This window comes from Amnibacterium setariae (assembly GCF_003581425.1).
GTDB lineage: Bacteria > Actinomycetota > Actinomycetes > Actinomycetales > Microbacteriaceae > Amnibacterium > Amnibacterium setariae.
Genome location: NZ_QXTG01000001.1, coordinates 1,402,823 through 1,422,698 on the forward strand (window position 1 = coordinate 1,402,823; position 19,876 = coordinate 1,422,698).

16 protein-coding genes are annotated in these 19,876 nt (G+C 75.9%); 12 read left to right on the plus strand and 4 right to left on the minus strand.

The window, feature by feature from the left end; all coding sequences use genetic code 11:
- Positions 1–47: 47 nt before the first annotated feature.
- The 4 genes from D1781_RS07105 to D1781_RS07120 all read left to right on the plus strand — a co-directional run bounded on the left by D1781_RS07105 (position 48) and on the right by D1781_RS07120 (position 5,959).
- Positions 48–1,481 carry a gamma-aminobutyraldehyde dehydrogenase gene (locus D1781_RS07105; RefSeq protein ID WP_119481489.1) on the plus strand — a complete coding sequence of 478 codons (1,434 nt, stop codon included), beginning with the start codon at positions 48–50 and terminating at the stop codon, positions 1,479–1,481.
- A gap of 70 nt (positions 1,482–1,551) precedes the next feature.
- Entirely contained in the window at positions 1,552–2,535 is a 984-nt protein-coding gene (locus D1781_RS07110; protein WP_119481490.1) for an FHA domain-containing protein, read from the plus strand.
- Positions 2,536–2,579: 44 nt separating this feature from the next.
- Positions 2,580–3,371 carry a PP2C family protein-serine/threonine phosphatase gene (locus D1781_RS07115; protein ID WP_119481491.1) on the plus strand — a complete coding sequence of 264 codons (792 nt, stop codon included), beginning with the start codon at positions 2,580–2,582 and terminating at the stop codon, positions 3,369–3,371.
- A gap of 71 nt (positions 3,372–3,442) precedes the next feature.
- Positions 3,443–5,959, plus strand: a complete 2,517-nt coding sequence (locus D1781_RS07120; protein WP_119481492.1) for an FtsK/SpoIIIE domain-containing protein — start codon at positions 3,443–3,445, stop codon at positions 5,957–5,959.
- Positions 5,960–5,962: 3 nt separating this feature from the next.
- Here the strand turns inward: D1781_RS07120 and gabT are convergent, their stop codons facing one another.
- Entirely contained in the window at positions 5,963–7,318 is a 1,356-nt protein-coding gene (gene gabT / locus D1781_RS07125) for a 4-aminobutyrate--2-oxoglutarate transaminase (protein ID WP_233551077.1), read from the minus strand.
- A 65-nt stretch (positions 7,319–7,383) separates the two neighbouring features.
- On the opposite strand from gabT, the gene D1781_RS07130 reads away from it, so the two are divergent.
- The 6 genes from D1781_RS07130 (at position 7,384) to ispG (ending at position 13,162) form a co-directional block, all read left to right on the plus strand.
- Entirely contained in the window at positions 7,384–8,409 is a 1,026-nt protein-coding gene (locus tag D1781_RS07130) for an FKBP-type peptidyl-prolyl cis-trans isomerase (protein WP_158590031.1), read from the plus strand.
- A gap of 111 nt (positions 8,410–8,520) precedes the next feature.
- Positions 8,521–8,847, plus strand: coding sequence for a hypothetical protein (locus D1781_RS07135; RefSeq protein ID WP_119481495.1), 327 nt, complete (start codon positions 8,521–8,523; stop codon positions 8,845–8,847).
- Positions 8,848–8,873: 26 nt separating this feature from the next.
- Positions 8,874–9,338, plus strand: a complete 465-nt coding sequence (locus D1781_RS07140; protein ID WP_119481496.1) for an OsmC family protein — start codon at positions 8,874–8,876, stop codon at positions 9,336–9,338.
- Positions 9,335–10,447, plus strand: a complete 1,113-nt coding sequence (gene dxr / locus D1781_RS07145; RefSeq protein ID WP_119481497.1) for a 1-deoxy-D-xylulose-5-phosphate reductoisomerase — start codon at positions 9,335–9,337, stop codon at positions 10,445–10,447. Before D1781_RS07140 ends, dxr begins: the two co-directional genes overlap by 4 nt.
- Positions 10,448–10,507: 60 nt before the next feature.
- Positions 10,508–11,920, plus strand: coding sequence for a M50 family metallopeptidase (locus D1781_RS07150; RefSeq protein WP_119481794.1), 1,413 nt, complete (start codon positions 10,508–10,510; stop codon positions 11,918–11,920).
- A gap of 108 nt (positions 11,921–12,028) precedes the next feature.
- Complete coding sequence (gene ispG / locus D1781_RS07155) at positions 12,029–13,162, plus strand: flavodoxin-dependent (E)-4-hydroxy-3-methylbut-2-enyl-diphosphate synthase (RefSeq protein WP_119481795.1); 1,134 nt, start codon at positions 12,029–12,031, stop codon at positions 13,160–13,162.
- A 54-nt stretch (positions 13,163–13,216) separates the two neighbouring features.
- Here ispG and D1781_RS07160 read toward each other — a convergent pair whose 3' ends face one another.
- Positions 13,217–13,549 carry a cupin domain-containing protein gene (locus tag D1781_RS07160; protein ID WP_119481498.1) on the minus strand — a complete coding sequence of 111 codons (333 nt, stop codon included), beginning with the start codon at positions 13,547–13,549 and terminating at the stop codon, positions 13,217–13,219.
- 178 nt (positions 13,550–13,727) lie between these two features.
- Between D1781_RS07160 and D1781_RS07165 the strand changes: the two genes are divergently transcribed.
- Both D1781_RS07165 and D1781_RS07170 read left to right on the plus strand, forming a co-directional pair.
- A complete protein-coding gene (locus D1781_RS07165; RefSeq protein WP_119481796.1) occupies positions 13,728–15,491 on the plus strand; it encodes a proline--tRNA ligase in 1,764 nt (587 codons plus the stop codon).
- A 2-nt stretch (positions 15,492–15,493) separates the two neighbouring features.
- Entirely contained in the window at positions 15,494–15,715 is a 222-nt protein-coding gene (locus D1781_RS07170) for a hypothetical protein (RefSeq protein ID WP_119481499.1), read from the plus strand.
- A 48-nt stretch (positions 15,716–15,763) separates the two neighbouring features.
- Here the strand turns inward: D1781_RS07170 and D1781_RS07175 are convergent, their stop codons facing one another.
- Both D1781_RS07175 and D1781_RS07180 read right to left on the minus strand, forming a co-directional pair.
- The gene (locus D1781_RS07175) at positions 15,764–18,703 is read right to left on the minus strand and encodes an AAA family ATPase (RefSeq protein ID WP_119481500.1); all 2,940 of its coding nucleotides are present in this window, start codon (positions 18,701–18,703) and stop codon (positions 15,764–15,766) included.
- Complete coding sequence (locus D1781_RS07180) at positions 18,700–19,854, minus strand: exonuclease SbcCD subunit D (protein WP_119481797.1); 1,155 nt, start codon at positions 19,852–19,854, stop codon at positions 18,700–18,702. The genes D1781_RS07175 and D1781_RS07180 overlap by 4 nt, the downstream gene beginning before the upstream one ends.
- Positions 19,855–19,876 lie beyond the last annotated feature (22 nt).

The following is a 19,876-nucleotide window of genomic DNA, read 5'->3' on the forward strand; positions in this document are numbered from 1 at the left end:
GGAATCCGCCGTCGCAGCGCCGGGCGTCCCGCGGGTAGGTTCGTGCCATGGCGACGACGACGGCACTCGGGAACTTCATCGGCGGCGAGCTGCAGGAGGGCGGTCCCGGCAGCATCGACCTCGTCTCCCCGGTGACGGAGGAGGTCTACGGCACCTCGGTCGACTCCGGGCCGGAGCAGGTGGACGCGGCGTTCGCCGCGGCGAGGACCGCGTTCGCGACCTGGCGCGACACGACCCCGGGGGAGCGCCAGCTCGCGCTGTTCCGCATCGCGGACGCGATGGAGGCGCGGGCGGACGAGTTCGCCGCGCTCGAGTCGCGGGACACGGGCAAGCCGCTCGGCAGCCTCGTGCAGGACGAGATCCTCGTGTCGGTCGACCAGATCCGCTTCTTCGCGGGCGCGGCGCGCAACCTCGAGGGCCGCAGCGCCGGGGAGTACATGAAGGACCACACCTCCTTCATCCGCCGCGAGCCCGTCGGCGTCATCGGCCAGGTCACGCCCTGGAACTACCCGCTGAACATGGCGACGTGGAAGTTCGCGCCGGCCATCGCCGCCGGCAACACGGTCGTGCTGAAGCCGTCCGAGACCACGCCCTCCTCGACCCTGCTGCTCGCCGAGGTCGCGGCGGAGTTCCTCCCCGCCGGCGTGCTCAACGTCATCACCGGCGGCCGTGCCACGGGCGCCGCGATGGTCGAGCACCGGACGCCCGCGATGGTCTCGATCACCGGGTCCGTGCGCGCCGGCATGGCGGTCGCCCGGGCCGCCTCGAGCGACCTGAAGCGCGTGCACCTCGAGCTCGGCGGCAAGGCGCCCGTCATCGTCTTCGACGACGCGGACATCGAGCTCGCCGTCGAGGGCATCGTCACCGCCGGCTACTTCAACGCCGGCCAGGACTGCACCGCGGCGACGCGCATCCTCGTGCAGGAGGGGATCCACGACGAGTTCGTCGCCGCGCTCGCCGAGTACGCGCGGAACAACGCGACGACCGGCGCGCCCGACGAGGACGTGCTGTACGGCCCCGTCAACAACGCGGACCAGTTCGCCCGCGTCGCCGGCTTCGTCGACCGGCTGCCCGACCACGCCGTCGTCGAGACCGGCGGCGCCCGCCACGGGGACCGCGGCTACTTCTGGGACGCGACGATCGTCTCGGGCCTGCGCCAGGACGACGAGGCCGTGCAGCAGGAGATCTTCGGCCCGGTGCAGACGGTGCAGCGCTTCCGCGACGAGGCGCAGGCGATCGAGTGGGCCAACGACGTCGAGTACGGCCTGTCCTCCTCCGTGTGGACGCGCGACCACGGCACGGCCATGCGGGTCTCCCGCGCCCTCGACTTCGGCTGCGTCTGGATCAACACCCACATCCCGCTCGTCGCGGAGATGCCGCACGGCGGCTTCAAGCACTCCGGCTACGGGAAGGACCTCTCGGCCTACGGCTTCGAGGACTACACTCGCCTGAAGCACGTCATGTCCTACATCGGAGCCTGAGCGCGCCTTCGGATCAGCGCCGGTCCCGCACGGGCGGCGGCTTCTCGGGATTCGATGGGGGACGGCTTTCTTGGGAACAGGCGCCTTCTACTCGGCCGACGTCCTCGAGCCGGGTGCGGACTGGCGGCTGCTCGTCACCGACCGGTTCCTCGGCGCCTTCGGGCCGTCGACGAGCGTGTCGACGATGAGCACGCTGTGGCGGATCGCGGCCGACGACGCGCTCGGCCTCGACGCGCTCGTGGGGGCGATCCCGTCGCGCGGGGTCGCCGCGGTGGACTCGTTCGCGATCGCGGCGCTCGGCCGCGTCGCGACGTTCGTCGTTCGGGGCGGCGGCTGCGCGGACGTGTCCGTCGGCGGCCGGGTGCGCCGGGTCGACGCGCGCGGCTCCGAGCCCTGGTACGTCGCGGAGCTGACCGGCGTCGAGCGCTTCCAGCTCGGGCCGCTGCAGCGCTCGCCCGGCGACCTGACGCGGCAGGCGCGCGACCTGCCCATCGACGGCGGCGTCGTCTTCGGGCCGTGGCTCGGCTGGTCGTCGGAGGCCGCCGCGGCGCCGCGCTCGGCGCCGACGCCGGTGCAGCAGCCCGCGCAGCCGCCGCTGTCGTCGTTCGACCCGCACGACACGAACGTGCTCGGCGACCTCGGACGGCGCGCCGCCTCCCTCCGCCGGCACCGGGGCGAGCCGCCGGCCACCGCGCCGACGCCGGAGACGGAGTCCGCGACGGCGTTCCGCCTCGGCGACCGGGCGCCGGAGCGGGTCGACGCGCCCGTCTACGTCGGCCGCCAGCCCCGCAGCCCGCGGGTCACCGGCGGCGTCCTGCCGCGCCTCGTCCGGGTCGACAGCCCGAGCCGGGAGGTGTCCGCGACGCACATCGAGCTGCGGCCGACGCGGGAGGGCCTGGTGCTCACCGACCTCGAGTCGACCAACGGCACGGTGGTCCGGCAGCCCGGCACGGGGGTGCGTCGCCTCGAGTCGGGGGAGTCCCTGCCGGTCGTTCCGGGTACGCTCATCGACATCGGCGACGGGAACGTCATCGAGATACTCGCCTACCGCTGACCGGCTCCGCGGTCCGGCCGACCGCGAAGGAGCAGGCCGCACAGGTGACGGAGATCGGATCGAGCAGCGGCCCCCGCCGCATCGCGCTGCCGGCGGGCGCAGGCGCTGTCGTCCTCTCGTGGGGCACCGCGACCGACGTCGGGCACCGGCGCCAGGTGAACGAGGACAGCTACATCGCCGTGCCGCCGATCTTCGCGGTGGCGGACGGGATGGGCGGGCACGCCGCCGGCGACCTGGCGAGCGACGCGGTCGTGACCCGGCTGCGCGGCGCCGCGAAGGACGGCTTCGTCACGCCGGCCGCGATCGGCCTCGCGCTCGCGCAGGCGTCGCACGACATCACGCGCCTGGACGGGACGGCGCTCACCGGCGCCGGCACGACCGTCACCGGCGTCGCGCTCACGATGTCGGACGACGACCCCTACTTCGCCGTCTTCAACGTCGGCGACTCGCGCGTCTACCGCTGGTTCGACGGCGAGTTCGAGCAGGTCACCGTCGACCACTCGGTCGTCCAGGAGCTCGTCGACGCCGGCGCGATCACCCGCAGCCAGGCCGAGACCCACCCGGACAGCAACGTCATCACGCGCGCGGTCGGCTTCAACGAGCCGCCGATGCCCGACTACTGGATGCTGCCGATCGAGCCGGGCGTGCGGATGCTCGCCTGCTCCGACGGGCTGACGAAGGAGATCGGCGAGGACCGGATCCAGGCGCTCGTCGCGGCCGGCTCGCCGCCCGAGGCGACCGCCCAGGCGCTCGTGCAGGAGGCGCTCGCGGCGGGCGGCCGGGACAACGTGACCGTGGTGATCGTCGACGTCGTCGACGTCGAGACCGCCCGGTAGCACCCGGGATCCCTCCCTCCCCAGCCGTCCGGCTCGCGCCGCCCGGGGCGCACGGGGCAGGCTCACGCGCCGTGACCGACCGGCTCGCCCTCCCCGCCCGCCCGGCCCCGCCGGAGCCGCCGCCGTTCCCGGTCCTCGGCGTGATCGCGCCGGTCGTGCTCGCCGCGGGGCTCTTCGCGGTGCTCGGCACGCCGACCGTGCTGCTGCTCGCCGTCTTCAGCCCGGTCCTCGCCGTCGCCGCGGTGCTCGACGGCCGGCTGCAGCTGCGCCGCAGGGCACGACGGCAGCGCGCTGCGCACGAGGTCGCGCTCGACGCCCTGGAGCGCGAGCTCGCGGTCCGGCGGTCCGCCGCGGTCGCGGAGGCGCGTCGGCGGGCGCCGGCGCCCGCGGAGCTCGTCGCCGACCCCGCTGCGTGGTCGGGGCGGCCGCCGTCGGGCGAGCTCATGATCGGGCTCGCGGACCTGCCGTGCCCGCCGGTGGTCGGCGGCGCGGCGGTCGACGACCGCGAGCGCCGCCTCCTCGCGGACGGCGCCGCGCTGCCGGACGCGCCGCTCGTCGTCCCCGCCGCCGCGACCGTCGCGGTCGCGGGGCCTGCGCCCCTCGCGGCCGCGTTCTCCCGCGCGGTCGCGGTGGCCCGGCTGCGCGGCGCCGGCAGCGCCGCGGGCGCGACCGTGCTGCCGACCGCGGACGGGGCGAGCGCCGATCTCGTGGTGGAGATCGGCCCGGACGCCGGCGCCCGCGTCGTCCACGCGAGCGGCCCGGCGGCCGCCTGCCCGGTCCGACGCTTCCGGCCGGCCCTGCTCACCGAGGCCGCGCACCGCGCCGCGGCGTCCTCGGGCGGGGGCGCCGACCTCGCCGAGCTGCTCGAGCGGCCCGCCGCCGGCGGTCTCGCGGCGCGGTTCCTGCTCGGGCCCGACGGCCCGCTCGACGTCGACCTCGTCGCGGACGGGCCCCACGCCGTCGTCGGCGGCACGACCGGCAGCGGCAAGAGCGCGCTGCTCACCGCCTGGATCCTGGCGCTCGCCGCGGCGCACCCGCCCGAGCGCCTCGTGCTGCTGCTCGTCGACTGCAAGGGCGGCGCCGCCTTCGACCCGCTCGTGGCGCTGCCGCACGTCGCGGGCGTCGTCACGGACCTCGACGGACCCGCCGCCGAGCGTGCGGTCGCGAGCCTCGGCGCGGAGCTGCGCCGCCGGGAGCGGGTGCTTCGCGACGCCGGTGCCGGCGACGTCGCGTCGACCGACCTGGCGCGGCTCGTCGTGGTCGTCGACGAGTACCGCGCCCTCGTGAGCCGCGCGCCCGGCCTCGCGGCGCTGTTCGAGGACCTCGCCGCCCGCGGGCGCTCCCTCGGCGTGCACCTCGTGCTCTGCACGCAGCGCCCGGCGGGCGCTATCCGCGAGGACGTGCTCGCGAACAGCCCGCTGCGGATCAGCCTGCGCGTGCAGGACGCGGCGGACAGCAGGGCGCTGGTGGGCACGGACGCGGCCGCCCGCCTCGGCCGGGACCCGGTCGGCGCGGCGGTGCTGCTGCTCGACCGGCCGACGCCCGTGCGCGTGGCCGCCGTGACCTCCGCCGTCGTCACCCGGGCGGTGGTCGAGGCTGCCCGCCGGCATCCCGACGCGGTGGTCCCGGCGCCCTGGCTGCCGCCGCTGCCCGCGGTCCTGCCGGTCGACCGCCTCCCGGCGCCGCCCGCGCCGCTCGTCGCGCTCGGGCGGACCGACCTCCCGGAGGAGCAGCGGCAGCCGGTGCTGGTCTGGGACCCGGTGCGGCAGCCGCGGCTGCTCGTGATCGGCGACCCGCGCAGCGGGCGGTCGACGGCGCTCGCCCTCGCGGCGCGGGGGATCGGCTCTGCACCGGTCGCGCCGGACCCCGCGGCGCTGTGGGACCGGATCGGCGTCCGCGACGAGGCGCTCGTCGTCGACGACCTCGACCACCTGCTCGACCGCCTCGACGACGCGCACCGCGCGGCGGCGGGGGAGCGGCTCGCCGCACGGCTGCGGGACCCCGCGGCGGCCCCGACGGTGCTCGCGCTGCGCGGCCCGTCCGCGTGGACCGGCCTGCCGCTGCGCCCCCTCCTCGGGCTCGCCGACGAGACACTGCTGCTCGCGCTCGGGCTCGACGACCACCTCGCCCTCGGCGGCTCCCGCGCGGACTGGACCGCGCGGCAGCCGCCGGGCCGCGGCCGGTGCGCGGGAGCCCTCGTCCAGCTCGCGCTCGCGGCGCCCGTCGCCCCCGTGCCGGCGTCGGTCGCCCTGCCGCTGCCGGCCGGGCCGCTGCTGCTCGTCACCGCGCGGCCCCGGCAGCGCGCCGAGCGCCTCGCCGCGGCGGGCCGGAGCGTGATCCCCCCGGACGCGGCGCCGTCGCGGCTCGGCGCGGACGACGCCGTGGTCGGGTCGCCCGTGGACTGGCAGGCGGCCTGGCGCGCGCTCGCGGCGCTCCGGAGCGCGGCCGCCGTCCTCGTCGACGGGTGCGGCCCCGGCGACCTGCGCACCCTGCTCGGGGTGACGGAGCTCGTGCCGCCCGTCACCCGTCCCGACGAGGTCGTCCACGTGCCGGACGAGGACGCGCCCGTCCGCGTCCGGCTGCCGTGACGTCTAGAGGGCGGCGATCGCCTCCCGCAGCACGGCGACCGCGTCGTCGAGCTGCTCGTCGGTGATGACGAGGCTCGGGAGGAACCGGATCACGTTCGCCCAGGTGCCCGCGGTCAGGACGAGGACGCCCTGCTGCGCCGCGAAGTCGGCGATGCGGCGGACCGCTGCGGCGTTCGGCGTCTTCGTCGTGGCGCGGGTGCCGGGCTCGACGAGCTCGATCGCGATCATCGCGCCGCGGCCGCGGACGTCGCCGATGACGTCGAACTCCGCCGCGAGGGCCTCGAGGGCCGGGCGGAGGCGCGCCTCGATGCTGCGGCCCGCGGCGAGGAGGTCCTGCTGCTCGATCTGCTCGAAGACGGCGATCGCGGCCGCCGCGGCGACGGGGTTGCCGCCGAACGTGCCGCCGAGGCCGCCGGGCTGCGCGGCGTCCATGATCTCGGCGCGGCCGGTGACGCCCGCGAGAGGCAGCCCGCCGGCGATGCCCTTCGCGAAGAACACCAGGTCGGGCTCGAAGCCGAAGTGCTCGCTCGCGAACCAGGCGCCGGTGCGGCCCATGCCGCTCTGGATCTCGTCCGCGGCGATGACGACGCCGTTCGCGTTCGCCCAGCGCTGCAGCGCGGGGAGGAAGCCGTCGGCCGGGGTCTGGAAGCCGCCCTCGCCCTGGATGGGCTCGACGACGAGGATCGCGAGGTCCTCCGCGCCGACGTGCTTCTCGAGGTAGCCGATCGTGCGGGCCGCGGCCTCCTCGCCGCTCAGGCCGTCGCGGAAGGGGTAGGAGCTCGGCGCGTGGTGCACGTCGCCGGGGAACGGCCCGAAGCCCGCGCCGTACGGCATGGCCTTGTAGTTCATGGCCATCGTGAGGCTGGTCCGGCCGTGGTAGCCGTGCTCGAGCACCGCGACGCCGCGGCGCCCCGTCGCCTTGCGGGCGATCTTCACGCCGTTCTCCACGGCCTCCGCGCCCGAGTTCACGAGCACGGTCTTCTTCGCGAACGAGCCGGGGGTGCGCTCGGCGACGAGCTCGGCCACGCGCACGTAGGACTCGTACGGCGTGATGGTGAAGAGCGTGTGCAGGAAGTCGCCGAGCTGCGCCTTCGCCGCCGCGACGACCGCGTCGTCCGTGTGGCCGATCGTCGTCACGCCGATGCCGGCGCCGAGGTCGAGGAACCGGTTGCCGTCGACGTCCTCGATCACCGCGCCGTGGGCGCGCGCGATGTAGACCGGCAGCGTGCTGCTCACGCCGACCGGCACGGCCGCGAGCCGTCGCTCGTGCAGGGCCAGCGACTTCGGTCCCGGCACCTCCGTCACGATCCTGCGGCCCGTCAGGGCGTCGGCGGCGGTCTCGGGCAGCACGGATGTCACGGCCACAGTCTAAGAACTCGGGTGCGCCGCGCAGGGTCGCGACGAGGATGGCTCAGGATGCTTCGGTGCACCTCCCGCGCCGACTCCTGCCCGCCCTCGCCGCCGCCGGCGCGCTCGCGCTGCTCGCCGGCTGCTCGAGCCCCGCCTCGACGACGTCCCCGTCGGCGTCGAAGCCCGCGACGTCGGCGCCGAGCGCGACGACGGCGCCCGCCGCGGACCTCGCGTGCCCGGAGCCCGGCTCGGCGTCCGCCGCCGTGAAGGTGACGGGCAGCGGCACCGGCGAGCCGAAGGTGACCTTCCCGACCCCGACCAGCGTGACGAGCACGCAGCGCACGACGGTCTCGATCGGCAGCGGCACCGCGGTGAAGCAGGGCGACAGCGTGAGCCTCGCCTACGCCATGTACGACGGGCGCACCGGCAAGAAGCTCGACAGCCGCGGCTGGACGAAGACGACCCGCGTCGTGTTCCCCGTCGACGCCACGCAGGTGCTGCCCGGCTTCGCCGAGTCCGTGGTGTGCGCGAAGGAGGGCGACCGCGTCGTCTCCGTCATCCCCTCCGCGAAGGCGTTCGGCGAGGCCGGCTCGCAGCAGCTGCCCGTGAAGGGCGGCGACTCCATCGTGTTCGTCGCGGACGTGGTCGGCATCTCGCCGACGAAGGCGACCGGCGTCGCGAAGGACCTGCCGTCCGGCTTCCCGTCGGTGACGCTCGCGAGCGACGGCAAGCCGACCGTGAAGATCCCCGCCACCGCGGCCCCGAAGAAGCTGGAGATCGCGGACCGCAAGGTCGGCACCGGCGCCACGGTGAAGCAGGGCGACACCGTCACCGTGCAGTACCAGGGCGTGCTCTGGCGCAACGGCCAGGTGTTCGACCAGTCGTGGGGCAAGAGCCCGACGAGCTTCGCGACCACGCAGGTCGTGCCCGGCTTCGGCAAGGCGCTCGTCGGCCAGAAGGTCGGCTCGCAGGTCGTCGCGATCATCCCGCCCGACGAGGGATACGGGAAGACCGGCAGCCAGGACGGCACCATCAAGGGCACCGACACGATGGTCTTCGTGATCGACGTCCTGGCGACCGCCACCGGCACCGGGTCCTGATCCGCGAGATGCAGCGGGGGGTGATCTCGAGGCTCGCTGCGCTCGCACCTCGATCAGCGGGAGGCTGACATCGGCCTCGCGGTCGCGCGGCGATCGCGGGAGAGTGGGCGCATGGAGCACGTGCGGGAGGACGACGGCGAGGTGCTCGGCGAGCTCGTCGAGCAGGGCGACGGGTGGGTCGCGCTCGATCGGCTCGGGCGCGCCCTGACCGGACCGACCGACCTCGCGGAGGCGCGGGCCGCGCTCGAGGAGCGCGGCCTCGGCTACCTCGCGGACGCCTACGAGCTCGAGGACGACGGCGCCGTGCACCCCGTCCGCATCGTCGAGGTCGGGCCCGACCGGGTGCGCGTGAAGCTCGAGGATCTCGGGGCGATCGACGGGCCGCGGCGCGAGTGGGACCTGCCGAACCCCGTCCCGCCGGCGCTCCGGCCCCGCTGACCGCGGCCTCGCCTACGCTCGCAGCCGTGGCGACCCAGCACACCTACGCGCTCGCGGCCGAGTGGACCGGGAACCGCGGGTCCGGCACCAGCGGCTACCGCGACTACGGCCGCGACGTCCTCCTCACGATCGCGGGCAAGCCCGACCTGCCCGCGAGCGCCGACCGGCCCTTCCGCGGCGACCCCGCCCGGTGGAACCCGGAGGAGCTGCTGCTCGCCGCGCTCAGCGAGTGCCACCTGCTCTCCTACCTCCACGTCGCCGTCAACAACGGCGTCGTGGTCACCGGCTACACCGACGCCGCGACCGGCGCGATGGAGGTCGACCGGGACGGAGGCGGCCGCTTCACCCGCGTCGACCTGCACCCGCGGGTCGCGCTCGCCGACGAGTCGCAGCGCGCGCTCGCCGACTCCCTGCACGCGGAGGCGAACCGCCTCTGCTTCATCGCCAACTCGGTGTCCTTCCCCGTGCACCACCACCCGGAGGCACCGTGACCGCCGACCGCCCCCGCCGCCGCGTCCTGCTGCTCGGCTCCACCGGCTCGATCGGCACGCAGGCGCTCGACGTCGTCGCCGCGAACCCCGACCGCTTCGAGGTCGTCGGCCTCGCGGCCGGCGCGAACCGGGCGCTGCTCGACGAGCAGGCCGAGCGCTTCGGCGTCCGGGCGCTCGCGCAGGGCGCCGAGGCCGCGGAGGCGCTCGTCCGCGACGTCGAGGCGGACGTGGTCGTCAACGGCATCACCGGCGCCGCGGGGCTGGGGCCGACGATCGCGGCGCTCGAGGGCGACGCCGTGCTCGCGCTCGCGAACAAGGAGTCGCTCATCATCGGCGGCCCGGTCGTGAAGCCGCTCATGACGCCCGGCCGGGTCGTCCCCGTCGACAGCGAGCACTCCGCGATCTGGCAGAGCCTCGCCTCCGGCACGCACGACGAGGTGCGCCGCCTCGTCCTGACCGCGTCGGGCGGCCCGTTCCGCGGGCGGAACCGCGCCGAGCTGGCGTCGGTGACGCCCGAGCAGGCGCTCGCGCACCCCACCTGGTCGATGGGCCTCATGGTCACCACGAACTCGGCGACGCTCGTGAACAAGGGGCTCGAGGTCATCGAGGCGCACCTGCTGTTCGACGTCCCGTTCGACGCGATCGAGGTGGTCGTGCACCCGCAATCGGTCGTGCACTCGATGGTCGAATTCACCGACGGCGCGACCATCGCCCAGGCGTCGCCGCCCGACATGCGCCTCCCGATCTCGCTCGCGCTCGACGCGCCGCACCGGATCCCGGGCGTGGGCGCGCCGATCGACTGGACCATCGCGCAGTCGTGGACGTTCGAGCCGCTCGACGAGGACGCGTTCCCCGCCGTGGCGCTCGCAAAGGTGGTCGGCGCGGCGGGCGGCACGCGTCCGGCGGTGTTCAACGCGGCGAACGAGCAGGCGGTGCACGCCTTCCACGCGCGGCGGCTCGGCTTCCTCGACATCGTGCCGCTCGTCGAGGCCGTGCTCGCCTCGGTGCCGGAGGAGCCCGGCGCACCGGACCGCGCGGCGGTGCTCGAGGCCGACCGGCGGGCGCGGGAGGCGGCGGACGCGATCATCGCCTCCTCAGGCGCTTCATAGCGTGCAGGTCCGCCGGGTCGCGCTGCTCGGCGGGGCGGCCGACGTACCCTGTCGGCCGTGATCGAGCCCCTCCTCTACCTCGCCGGGGTCCTCGTGATCCTCGTCGGCGTGGTCGTCTCCATCGGCCTGCACGAGGTGGGGCACCTGCTGCCGGCGAAGCTGTTCGGCGTCCGCGTGACGCAGTACATGATCGGCTTCGGCCGCACCGTCTGGTCGCGGCGCCGCGGGGAGACCGAGTACGGGTTCAAGGCGATCCCGCTCGGCGGCTACATCTCGATGGTGGGGATGTTCCCGCCCGCGAAGCAGGGGAGGCGCGAGCGGCTGTTCCAGGGCCGCCCGCCCGCCACCGCGGGCGAGGCGGTCGAGGACGTCGTCGAGGAGGTGGAGGCGCCGTCGCGCGGCCGCACCGCCTCGACCGGGTTCTTCAACACCCTCGTGCAGGACGCGCGCGACTCGAGCCAGGACCAGATCCAGCCGGGGGAGGAGCACCGCGCCTTCTACCGGCTCGCGGTGTGGAAGCGCGTCGTGATCATGCTGGGCGGCCCGACCGTCAACCTGATCCTCGGGATCCTGTTCACCGGCATCCTGCTCACCGGGTTCGGCGTCGTCACCCCGACCACGACCGTCGCCGCGATCTCGCAGTGCATCGTGCCCGCGACGCAGACCCGCGACACCTGCACCGCCTCCGACGCCCCGGCGCCCGCCGCCGGCACCGCGCTGAAGCCCGGCGACCGCATCACGGCGATCGACGGGAAGCCTGTCAGCACCTGGGACGACGTCACCGCCGTCATCCGCACCTCGGCGGGGAGGCCGATCGAGCTCACCGTCGCCGCGAAGGCGGGCGGCACGGAGCGGATCACCGTCACGCCCGCCACGAACACCGTGCCCGTGACCAATGCGGCCGGCGCGGTGGAGAAGGACGCGAACGGGGCGACGCGGACGCAGACGGTCGGCTTCATCGGCATCACCTCCACCGAGGCGCTGCAGCGGCAGCCCGTCACCGCGGTCGTCCCCGCCGTCTGGAACAACGTCACCGCGGTCGCCGGCGTGATCGTCAACCTGCCCGCCCGCCTCGTCGGCGTCGCGCAGGCCGCCTTCGGCTCCGGCGAGCGGGACCCGAACGGCCCCATCAGCGTCGTCGGCGTCGGCCGCGTCGCGGGCGAGATCGCCGCGAACCCGCAGGTCACCGTCACCTCGAAGGTCGCCAGCCTCGTCGGAATCCTCGGCAGCCTGAACATCGCGCTGTTCGTGTTCAACCTGATCCCGCTGCTGCCGCTCGACGGCGGCCACGTGATCGGCGCGCTGTGGGAGGGGCTGCGGCGCCGGGTCGCCCGGCTCCTCGGCCGCCGCGACCCGGGGCCCGTCGACACCGCCAAGCTGATGCCCCTCACGTTCGCCGTCGCGATCCTGCTCGGCGGCATGAGCGTGCTGCTGATCTACGCGGATCTCGTGCGCCCGATCTCGATCTTCTGACCGGCGCGGCGCGGCGCCCCCCTCGGCGCTGCGCGTGCGCAGGGCGTCCACCCGGGCCGCGTAGCCTGACGGGTGCAAGGAGGTGCCGTGCCCGCACTGAACATCGGCATGCCGAAACCCCAGCCCGTGACGCTCGCGCCCCGGCGCAAGTCGCGCCAGATCCGGGTCGGGAAGGTGCTCGTCGGCGGCGACGCGCCCGTCAGCGTGCAGTCCATGACGACCACGCCGACGCCGAACATCAACGCGACGCTGCAGCAGATCGCGGAGCTGACCGCGTCCGGCTGCGACATCGTCCGCGTCGCCGTCCCCTCGCGGGACGACGCGGAGGCGCTGCCGATCATCGCCAAGAAGAGCCAGATCCCCGTCATCGCGGACATCCACTTCCAGCCGAACTACGTCTACGCCGCGATCGACGCCGGCTGCGCCGCGGTCCGCGTGAACCCGGGCAACATCCGCAAGTTCGACGACCAGGTGAAGCAGATCGCCGAGCGCGCGAAGGCCGCCGGGGTCTCGATCCGCATCGGCGTGAACGCCGGCTCGCTCGACCCGCGACTGCTCGAGAAGTACGGGAAGGCCACGCCGGAGGCGCTCGTCGAGAGCGCCGTGTGGGAGGCGAGCTTGTTCGAGGAGCACGACTTCCACGACTTCAAGATCTCGGTCAAGCACAACGACCCGGTCGTGATGGTGCAGGCCTACCGGCTGCTCGCCGAGCGCGGCGACTGGCCGCTGCACCTCGGCGTCACCGAGGCGGGCCCGGCGTTCCAGGGCACGATCAAGAGCGCGACCGCGTTCGGCATCCTCCTCGGCGAGGGCATCGGCGACACCATCCGCGTCTCCCTCTCCGCCCCGCCCGTCGAGGAGGTCAAGGTCGGCCTGCAGATCCTGCAGTCGCTGAACCTCCGCGAGCGGAAGCTCGAGATCGTGTCGTGCCCGTCGTGCGGTCGCGCGCAGGTCGACGTCTACTCGCTCGCCGAGAACGTGACCGAGGGCCTGCAGGGGATGAGCGTCCCGCTGCGTGTCGCCGTCATGGGCTGCGTCGTGAACGGCCCGGGCGAGGCGCGCGAGGCGGACCTCGGCGTCGCGTCCGGCAACGGCAAGGGCCAGATCTTCGTCAAGGGCCAGGTCATCAAGACCGTGCCCGAGTCGGAGATCGTCGCCACCCTGATCGAGGAGGCGAACCGCATCGCCGACGAGATGGGCCCCGGCGCCCCGACGGGCACCCCGGAGATCGTCACCGTCTGATCCGTTCTGAAGGAGTTCTCGGGCGTCCCGCGCGAGAACTCCTTCAAAAGGGATTCAGCGGACGACGTAGACCTTCCGCAGCGGCTCCACGACCGTCCAGCGCGTCCGCGTGCCCGCCGCGAGGCGCAGCACGGTCCCCGGCGTCAGCGCGACCTCGGCGCCGGTGTCGAGGTCCTCGACCGCGCCGCGGCCCGCGAGGATCACCGAGACCTCGTCGACCTCCACGTCCGTCGACGTCCCGGCGGTGATCGTCCAGACGCCGAAGGAGCCGTCGCCGAACCCGCCGAGGTCGACCGAGCCGGCGGACTGGTCGCCGTCGGCGCCCTCGACGGGCTCGAGCGGCACGGGCAGCGCCGGTGCGGACCAGGTCTCCATCGCGGGCGGCATGCCGCCCAGTGTGCCCGACGGCCCTCGGACTGGGGGCCGTGCACGGAACGCCGCCGCTCCTAGCCTGGGCCTCCAGCGCGGCCCGAACGCCCGCTCAGCCCGGCCCCGATCGCCCGCCCCGATCGGGGCCGTCGCACGTCCAGGGCCCTCGGTAGGCTCCTGGACCGTGGTCACGCGCATGAGCCGGTTGTTCCTCCGCACCCTGCGGGAGGACCCGGCCGACGCGGAGGTGATCAGCCACAAGCTGCTCGTCCGCGCCGGCTACGTCCGCCGCCAGGCCCCCGGCGTCTTCGCCTGGCTGCCGCTCGGTCTGCGCGTGAAGGCGCGCATCGAGGCGATCGTCCGCGAGGAGATGGAGGCGGCCGGTGCGCAGGAGGTCCACTTCCCGGCGCTGCTGCCCCGCGAGCCCTACGAGCTGACCGGCCGCTGGACCGAGTACGGCGACGGCATCTTCACGCTGAAGGACCGGAAGGACGCGGACTACCTGCTCGCGCCGACGCACGAGGAGGTCTTCACGCTGCTCGTGAAGGACCTGTACTCGTCGTACAAGGACCTGCCGCTCACGATCTTCCAGATCCAGGACAAGTACCGCGACGAGGCGCGGCCCCGCGCGGGCCTGCTGCGCGGCCGCGAGTTCACGATGAAGGACGCCTACTCCTTCGACGTCGACGACGAGGGGCAGGCCGCGTCGTACCAGCTGCAGCGCGACGCCTACGAGCGGATCTTCGCCCGCCTCGGCCTCGACTACGCCATCGTGTCGGCGCACGCGGGCGCCATGGGCGGGTCGCGCAGCGAGGAGTTCCTGCACCCGACCGCGATCGGCGAGGACACGTTCGTGCGGTCCGCCGGGGGCTACGCCGCCAACGTCGAGGCGTTCCGCACGCTGCCGCCCGCGGAGCGGCCCCTCGACGGCGTGCCGGCCGCCGAGGTCTTCGACTCGCCCGACACCCCGACGATCGCGACCCTGGTCGCGCTCGCGAACGAGCGCGTCCCGCGGGAGAGCGGCGAGCCCTGGACCGCCGCGGACACGCTGAAGAACGTGGTGCTCGCCCTGACCCACCCCGACGGCGCGCGCGAGCTCGTCGTCGTCGGCGTGCCGGGCGACCGCGACGTCGACATGAAGCGCGCCGAGGCGGTCTTCTACCCCGCCGACGTCGACGCGGCGACCGACGAGGACTTCGCGGCGAACCCCGGCCTGGTCAAGGGCTACATCGGCCCCTGGTCCGCCGCGGGACCCGTGCTCGGCGACGCCGGCTCGACCGGCGTCCGCTACCTGGTGGACCCGCGGATCGTGACGGGCACGCAGTGGATCACCGGCGCGAACGAGCCCGGGCGGCACGCCCGCTTCGTCACCGCCGGTCGCGACTTCGTGCCCGACGGGACGGCGGAGGTCGCCGAGGTCCGGCCGGGCGACCCCGCGCCCGACGGCTCCGGGCCCGTCGAGCTCGCGCGCGGCGTGGAGATGGCGCACGTCTTCGCGCTCGGCCGCAAGTTCGCCGACGCGCTCGGCCTCAAGGTCCTCGACCCGAACGGCAAGCTCGTCACCGTGACCATGGGGTCCTACGGCGTGGGCGTCACCCGCGTGCTCGCCCTGATCGCGGAGCAGGGCGCCGACGACAAGGGCCTCGTCTGGCCGCGCTCGGTGGCGCCCTTCGACGTGCTCGTCGTCGCGACGGGCAAGGACGAGGCCGTGTTCGAGGAGGCCGAGCGCATCGGGCGCGAGCTGGAGCAGCGCGGCGCCGACGTGCTCGTCGACGACCGCCGCGTGTCGCCCGGCGTCAAGTTCAAGGACGCCGAGCTGATCGGCGTGCCGACGGTCGTCGTCGTCGGCAAGGGCCTCACCGAGGGCGTCGTCGAGGTCTGGGACCGGGCCTCCGGCGACCGCTCGACCGTGCCCGCCTCCACGGTGGTCGACGAGGTCGCCGCCGTGCTGACGGCCTGACCGTGCGCATCCCGCCGATCGCGTGGGCCGGCGCGGTCGCGCTCGTCCTCGTCGTGACCGCGATCGTGCTCGGGCTGCTCACCGGGCCGGGTCCGCAGCCCGCGTGCTCGCCCTCGCCGAGCGCCTCGGCGTCCGCGAGCCCGGCGCCGTCGCCGAGCGCCTGCGCGACGCCCGGCCCGAGCGGCTCCGCGCCGGCGCCCGACTTCCTCGGCGGAGGCGACTGACGGGGTCCGCCCGATCCCGGCCGCCCGGCATGACCGGCCGGGATCCGGTCAGGCGGGGGAGGGGACGCGGGAGCGGACCGCGCTCGAGCCGTCGGGCAGGCGCTCGACGTGGAGGCCGGCCGGGATGTCCTCCTGCATCGCCTCCACGTGGCTGATCAGGCCGACGGTGCGGCCGCCCGCGCGGAGCGAGTCGAGGGTCTCCATCGCCGTGTCGAGCGTCCGGCGGTCGAGCGAGCCGAAGCCCTCGTCGACGAAGAGCGTGTCGAGCCGGACGCCGCCCGCCTCGGCGGACACGACCTCGGCGAGGCCGAGCGCCAGCGCCAGGGACGCGAGGAACGTCTCGCCGCCCGAGAGGGAGGCGACGGGGCGCGGCCGGCCGGTGTGCTCGTCGAGGACGGCGAGGCCGAGGCCGCTGCGGGCGCCGCGGTACGCCGGGCCGTCGTCGTGCTGCAGCGTGAACCGGCCGTCCGTCATCGCGGCCAGCCGGACGTTCGCCGCCGCGACGATCTGCTCCAGCCGCGCCGCGAGGACGTAGCTCTCGAGGCGCATCCGGAAGGCGTTCGACCCGCCGCCGCGGACGACCTCCGCGAGCGGCCCGACGACCGCGAGCTGCTCCCGGTCCGCCGCGGTCGCGGCCTCGACGGACGCGACCCGGGCCGCCAGCTGCTCCGCCGCCGCGATCGTCTGCCGCGCCGCCGCGAGCCGGTCGGCCGCGGCGTCGCGCGCGGCGAGCGCCTCCCGCTTCGCGGCGGCCGCGCCGGCCACGTCGGCGGGCTCCTCCGGGGCGCCGGCGACGTCGGGCTCCGCGAGCTGCGCGGTGGCGCCGTCGCGGGCGGTCTCCCACGCGCGGATGCGCCGCTCGAGCGCCTCCCGCTCCTCCCGCGGCAGCGCCGCCGAGCGGGCCGATCCGGCATCGGGCAGGCCGGCGGCGACCAGCGCGTCCGCGAGCCGCTCCTCGGCGTCCCGCTCGGCGGCGACCGCCGCCGCGCGGCGCCGGGCCGCCTCCTCCGCCGCGGCCAGCGCGGCGCGCCGCCGGCGCAGCGCGGCCACGCGGTCCGCCACGGTCGGGGCGTCCTCGCGCGCCGATGCGACGCGGGCGACGGCGGCCTCCAGCGAGGAGCGCGCGGCGGCCGTGGCGGCCGTGCGCTCGGCGAGCACCGCCCGGGCGCGCTCGACCGCGGACGCGAGGGCCTGCTCGCGGGCCTCGAGGTCGCCGAGCCGTCGCGTCGCGTCCTCCCGGGCCGCGGCGGCGGCACGGGCGCCGTCCACGGCCGAGCTCGCGGCGCGGACCCCGTCGGCCGCGCCCTCGGCGGTCGCGCCCTCCGCGGCGGCGGCGGCCGTCGCCAGGGCCGTGCGGGCGTCGTCCGCGGCCGCCTGCGCGGCGGCGCGGCGCTCGGCGGCGCGCTGCTGGTCCTGCTCGGCGGCGGCGATCACCGCGTCGTCGGGCGTCCCCGCGTCCGTGGACGCCGGCGCGGGGTGCTCCAGCGATCCGCAGACCGGGCAGGGCTCGTCGGGGCGCAGGGCGCCCGCCAGCAGGCCCGCCGCGCCGTCGAGCCTCGCGCGCAGCAGCGCACGCGTCCGCGCGATCGCCTCCTGCTCGGTCGCGAGGGCGCGGTCGAGCGCCTCCTCGGCGGTGCGCCGGGTCGCCGCGGCGCGATCCGCGGCGGCGACCGCGTCCGCGATGCGGCGCGCGCGGACGAGCGCCGCCTCCGCGGCGGGCAGGCCGTCGGCGGCCGCCTCGGCGCGCAGCCGCCGCTCCTGCAGCTCGACGCGGCGAGCGGGGAGCCCTGCCGACTCCGCCGCGAGCTCCGCGAGCCGCCGCTCGGCGTCCTGCTCGCCGCGCTCGGCGTCCGCCGCCCCGGCGCGCAGGCGGGGCAGCGCGCGCTCCTCCGCGAGCCGGTCGGCGAGCGAGCCCAGCAGCCCGTCGAGCTCCGCGCCCGCGGCGCCCGGGTCCTCGACGTCGCTCGGCAGGGCCGCGCGGGTCGCCGCGACCTGCCGTTCGGCCGCGGCCCGCTCGGCTACCGCGCGCGCCGCGGTCTCGACGGACGGCAGCACGGGCAGCACGCGGACGGCCTCCGCGACGCGGCGCCGGGTCTGCTCGACCGCGGCCCGCTGCGACTCGATCGTCGCGAGCTCGGCGCGGGCGGACTCGCGGCGGCGCTGCCGGTCGGCGACCGCGGTCGCCGACGCGAGCGCGGCGTCGGCCGCGGCGAAGGACGCCCCCGAGGTCGCGGCGTCCTCCTCGGCGGCCACGACGCGCTCGCGCAGCCGGGCGAGGACCTGCCCCGCCCAGGGCCCGTCGGCGTCGTCCGGGAGCCCGTCGCCGACGAGGTCGGCGATCCGGCCGAGGTCGGCGCGGATCGCCGCCGCGCTCGCCCCCACCGACTGCTCGAGCGCGCGGGCGCGCTCCGCGATCTCCCGCTCGAACAGCTGGAACCGCTCCGTGCCGAACAGGGCGCGCAGCAGGTCGAGCCGGTCCTCGGACTTCGCCTTCAGGAACTCCTGGAACCGGCCCTGCGCCAGCAGGATGACTTGGAGGAACTGCTCCCGCGTCAGCTGCAGGACCGGGCCGAGGTGCTCCGCGACGTCGACGGGGCGCGCCGCCACGCCCGTCCAGCCGCCCTGCTCCCAGCGCTCGAGCGTCGCCGCCTGCGGCTCCCGGGTCGTCCCGGTGCCGCGCTGCTTCAGGCGCTCGTACTCGGGGGAGCGGACCACCCGCCAGCGCTCGCCCGCGACGACGAGCTCGAGCTCGACGCGCGTCGGGTCCCCGACGCCCGCGTGGTCGCTGCGGAGCCGGGCCTGCGCGCCGTCGTACCGCGGCGCGGTGCCGTAGAGGGCGAAGCAGATCGCGTCGAGGATGCTCGACTTGCCGCTGCCGGTCCTGCCCGTGATGAGGAACAGCCCGGCCTCGTCCAGCGGGGCGAAGTCGATCTCCTGCCGACCGGCGAAGGGGCCGAACCCCTCCACGACGAGGCGACGGATCCTCACGCGGCGCGCTCCGCGGCCCGCACGGCCGACAGCACGTCGGCCACGAGCGCGCTCTCCGCATCGCTCGGGCCGGCGCCCGCGCGGACGTGCTCGAGGAAGCCCGCGATGAGCGCCGCGTCCGGCAGCCCGGCCGTGCGCGCGCCGTAGCTGCGCGCGTCCGCCGACGGCGCGCCCTCCGGCCGGTGCTCGAGGCGCGCCACGAACGGGAACCGCTGCCGCAGCCGTGCCATGGCGTCCTGCTGGCGGACGGGGTCCGTGAGCACGGCCTGGATCCAGTCGTCCTCGCGGTCGGCGAGCGCCGGGTCGGCGAGCAGCGCCTCGAGCGGCCCCGTGATCTCGGAGAGCCGCCGCGGGACCGCGAGGTCGAGCCAGCGCACGTCGTGCAGCCCGGTCGCGTCGAGGTCGACGAGCCACGCGCCGCGCAGCGGCGAGGTCTCCCCGAACGAGTAGTGCAGGGGAGCGCCCGCGTAGCGGACCTGCGGCGCGAGCTGCATCCGCGAGTGGAGGTGGCCGAGCGCGACGTAGGCGACCGGCGCCTCCTCGGTGCCCGCGAACACCGAGACGGGCACGACGTCGAGCCCGCCTGCGGTGATGTCCCGCTCGCCGCCCGCGGCGCGCGGCACCACGCCGGCGGACGCGAAGCAGTGGGCGAGCACGACCGCGCGGTTGCCGCGGCGGGCGACGGCGGCCCGGACCCGGTCCATGGCGCCGGCGAGCGCCTCCTCGTGCGTGCGGCCGCCCACGAGCAGCGGCTCGAGGTAGGGCAGGCCGAAGACGTCGACCGCGCCGTGCTCGTCCGTCAGCTCGACGGGGACGTCGAGGCGGTCCGCCCGGGTGCGGACGTGCACGCCGCCCGCCGCGGCGAACGGTGCCTGGTGCCCGAGCCGGGCCGCCGAGTCGTGGTTCCCGCTCGTCATCACGACGGCCGCGCCGGCCGCGCGGATCGCGAGCACCGCCTCCTCGAACAGCTCGAACGCCGCCGCGGCGGGCGTCGCCGAGTCGAAGACGTCGCCGGCGACGAGCACCGCGTCGACGCGCTCGCGCCGGACCGCCTCCGCCAGCTCCAGCAGCACCCCGCGCAGCGCGTCCAGCGTGGAGTGCCCGTGGAAGGTCCGGCCGATGTGCCAGTCGGAGGTGTGGAGCAGGCGCATGCCGCGCACGGTAACGGGGTGC

Bases quoted from the DNA above. Each gene is read 5' to 3' on its own strand.
- D1781_RS07105 (WP_119481489.1), top strand. From the start codon at position 48: ATGGCGACGACGACGGCACTCGGGAACTTCATCGGCGGCGAGCTGCAG.
- D1781_RS07135 (WP_119481495.1), top strand. From the start codon at position 8,521: ATGGAGCACGTGCGGGAGGACGACGGCGAGGTGCTCGGCGAGCTCGTC.
- ispG (WP_119481795.1), top strand. From the start codon at position 12,029: ATGCCGAAACCCCAGCCCGTGACGCTCGCGCCCCGGCGCAAGTCGCGC.
- D1781_RS07160 (WP_119481498.1), bottom strand. From the start codon at position 13,549: ATGCCGCCCGCGATGGAGACCTGGTCCGCACCGGCGCTGCCCGTGCCG.
- D1781_RS07165 (WP_119481796.1), top strand. From the start codon at position 13,728: ATGAGCCGGTTGTTCCTCCGCACCCTGCGGGAGGACCCGGCCGACGCG.
- D1781_RS07180 (WP_119481797.1), bottom strand. From the start codon at position 19,854: ATGCGCCTGCTCCACACCTCCGACTGGCACATCGGCCGGACCTTCCAC.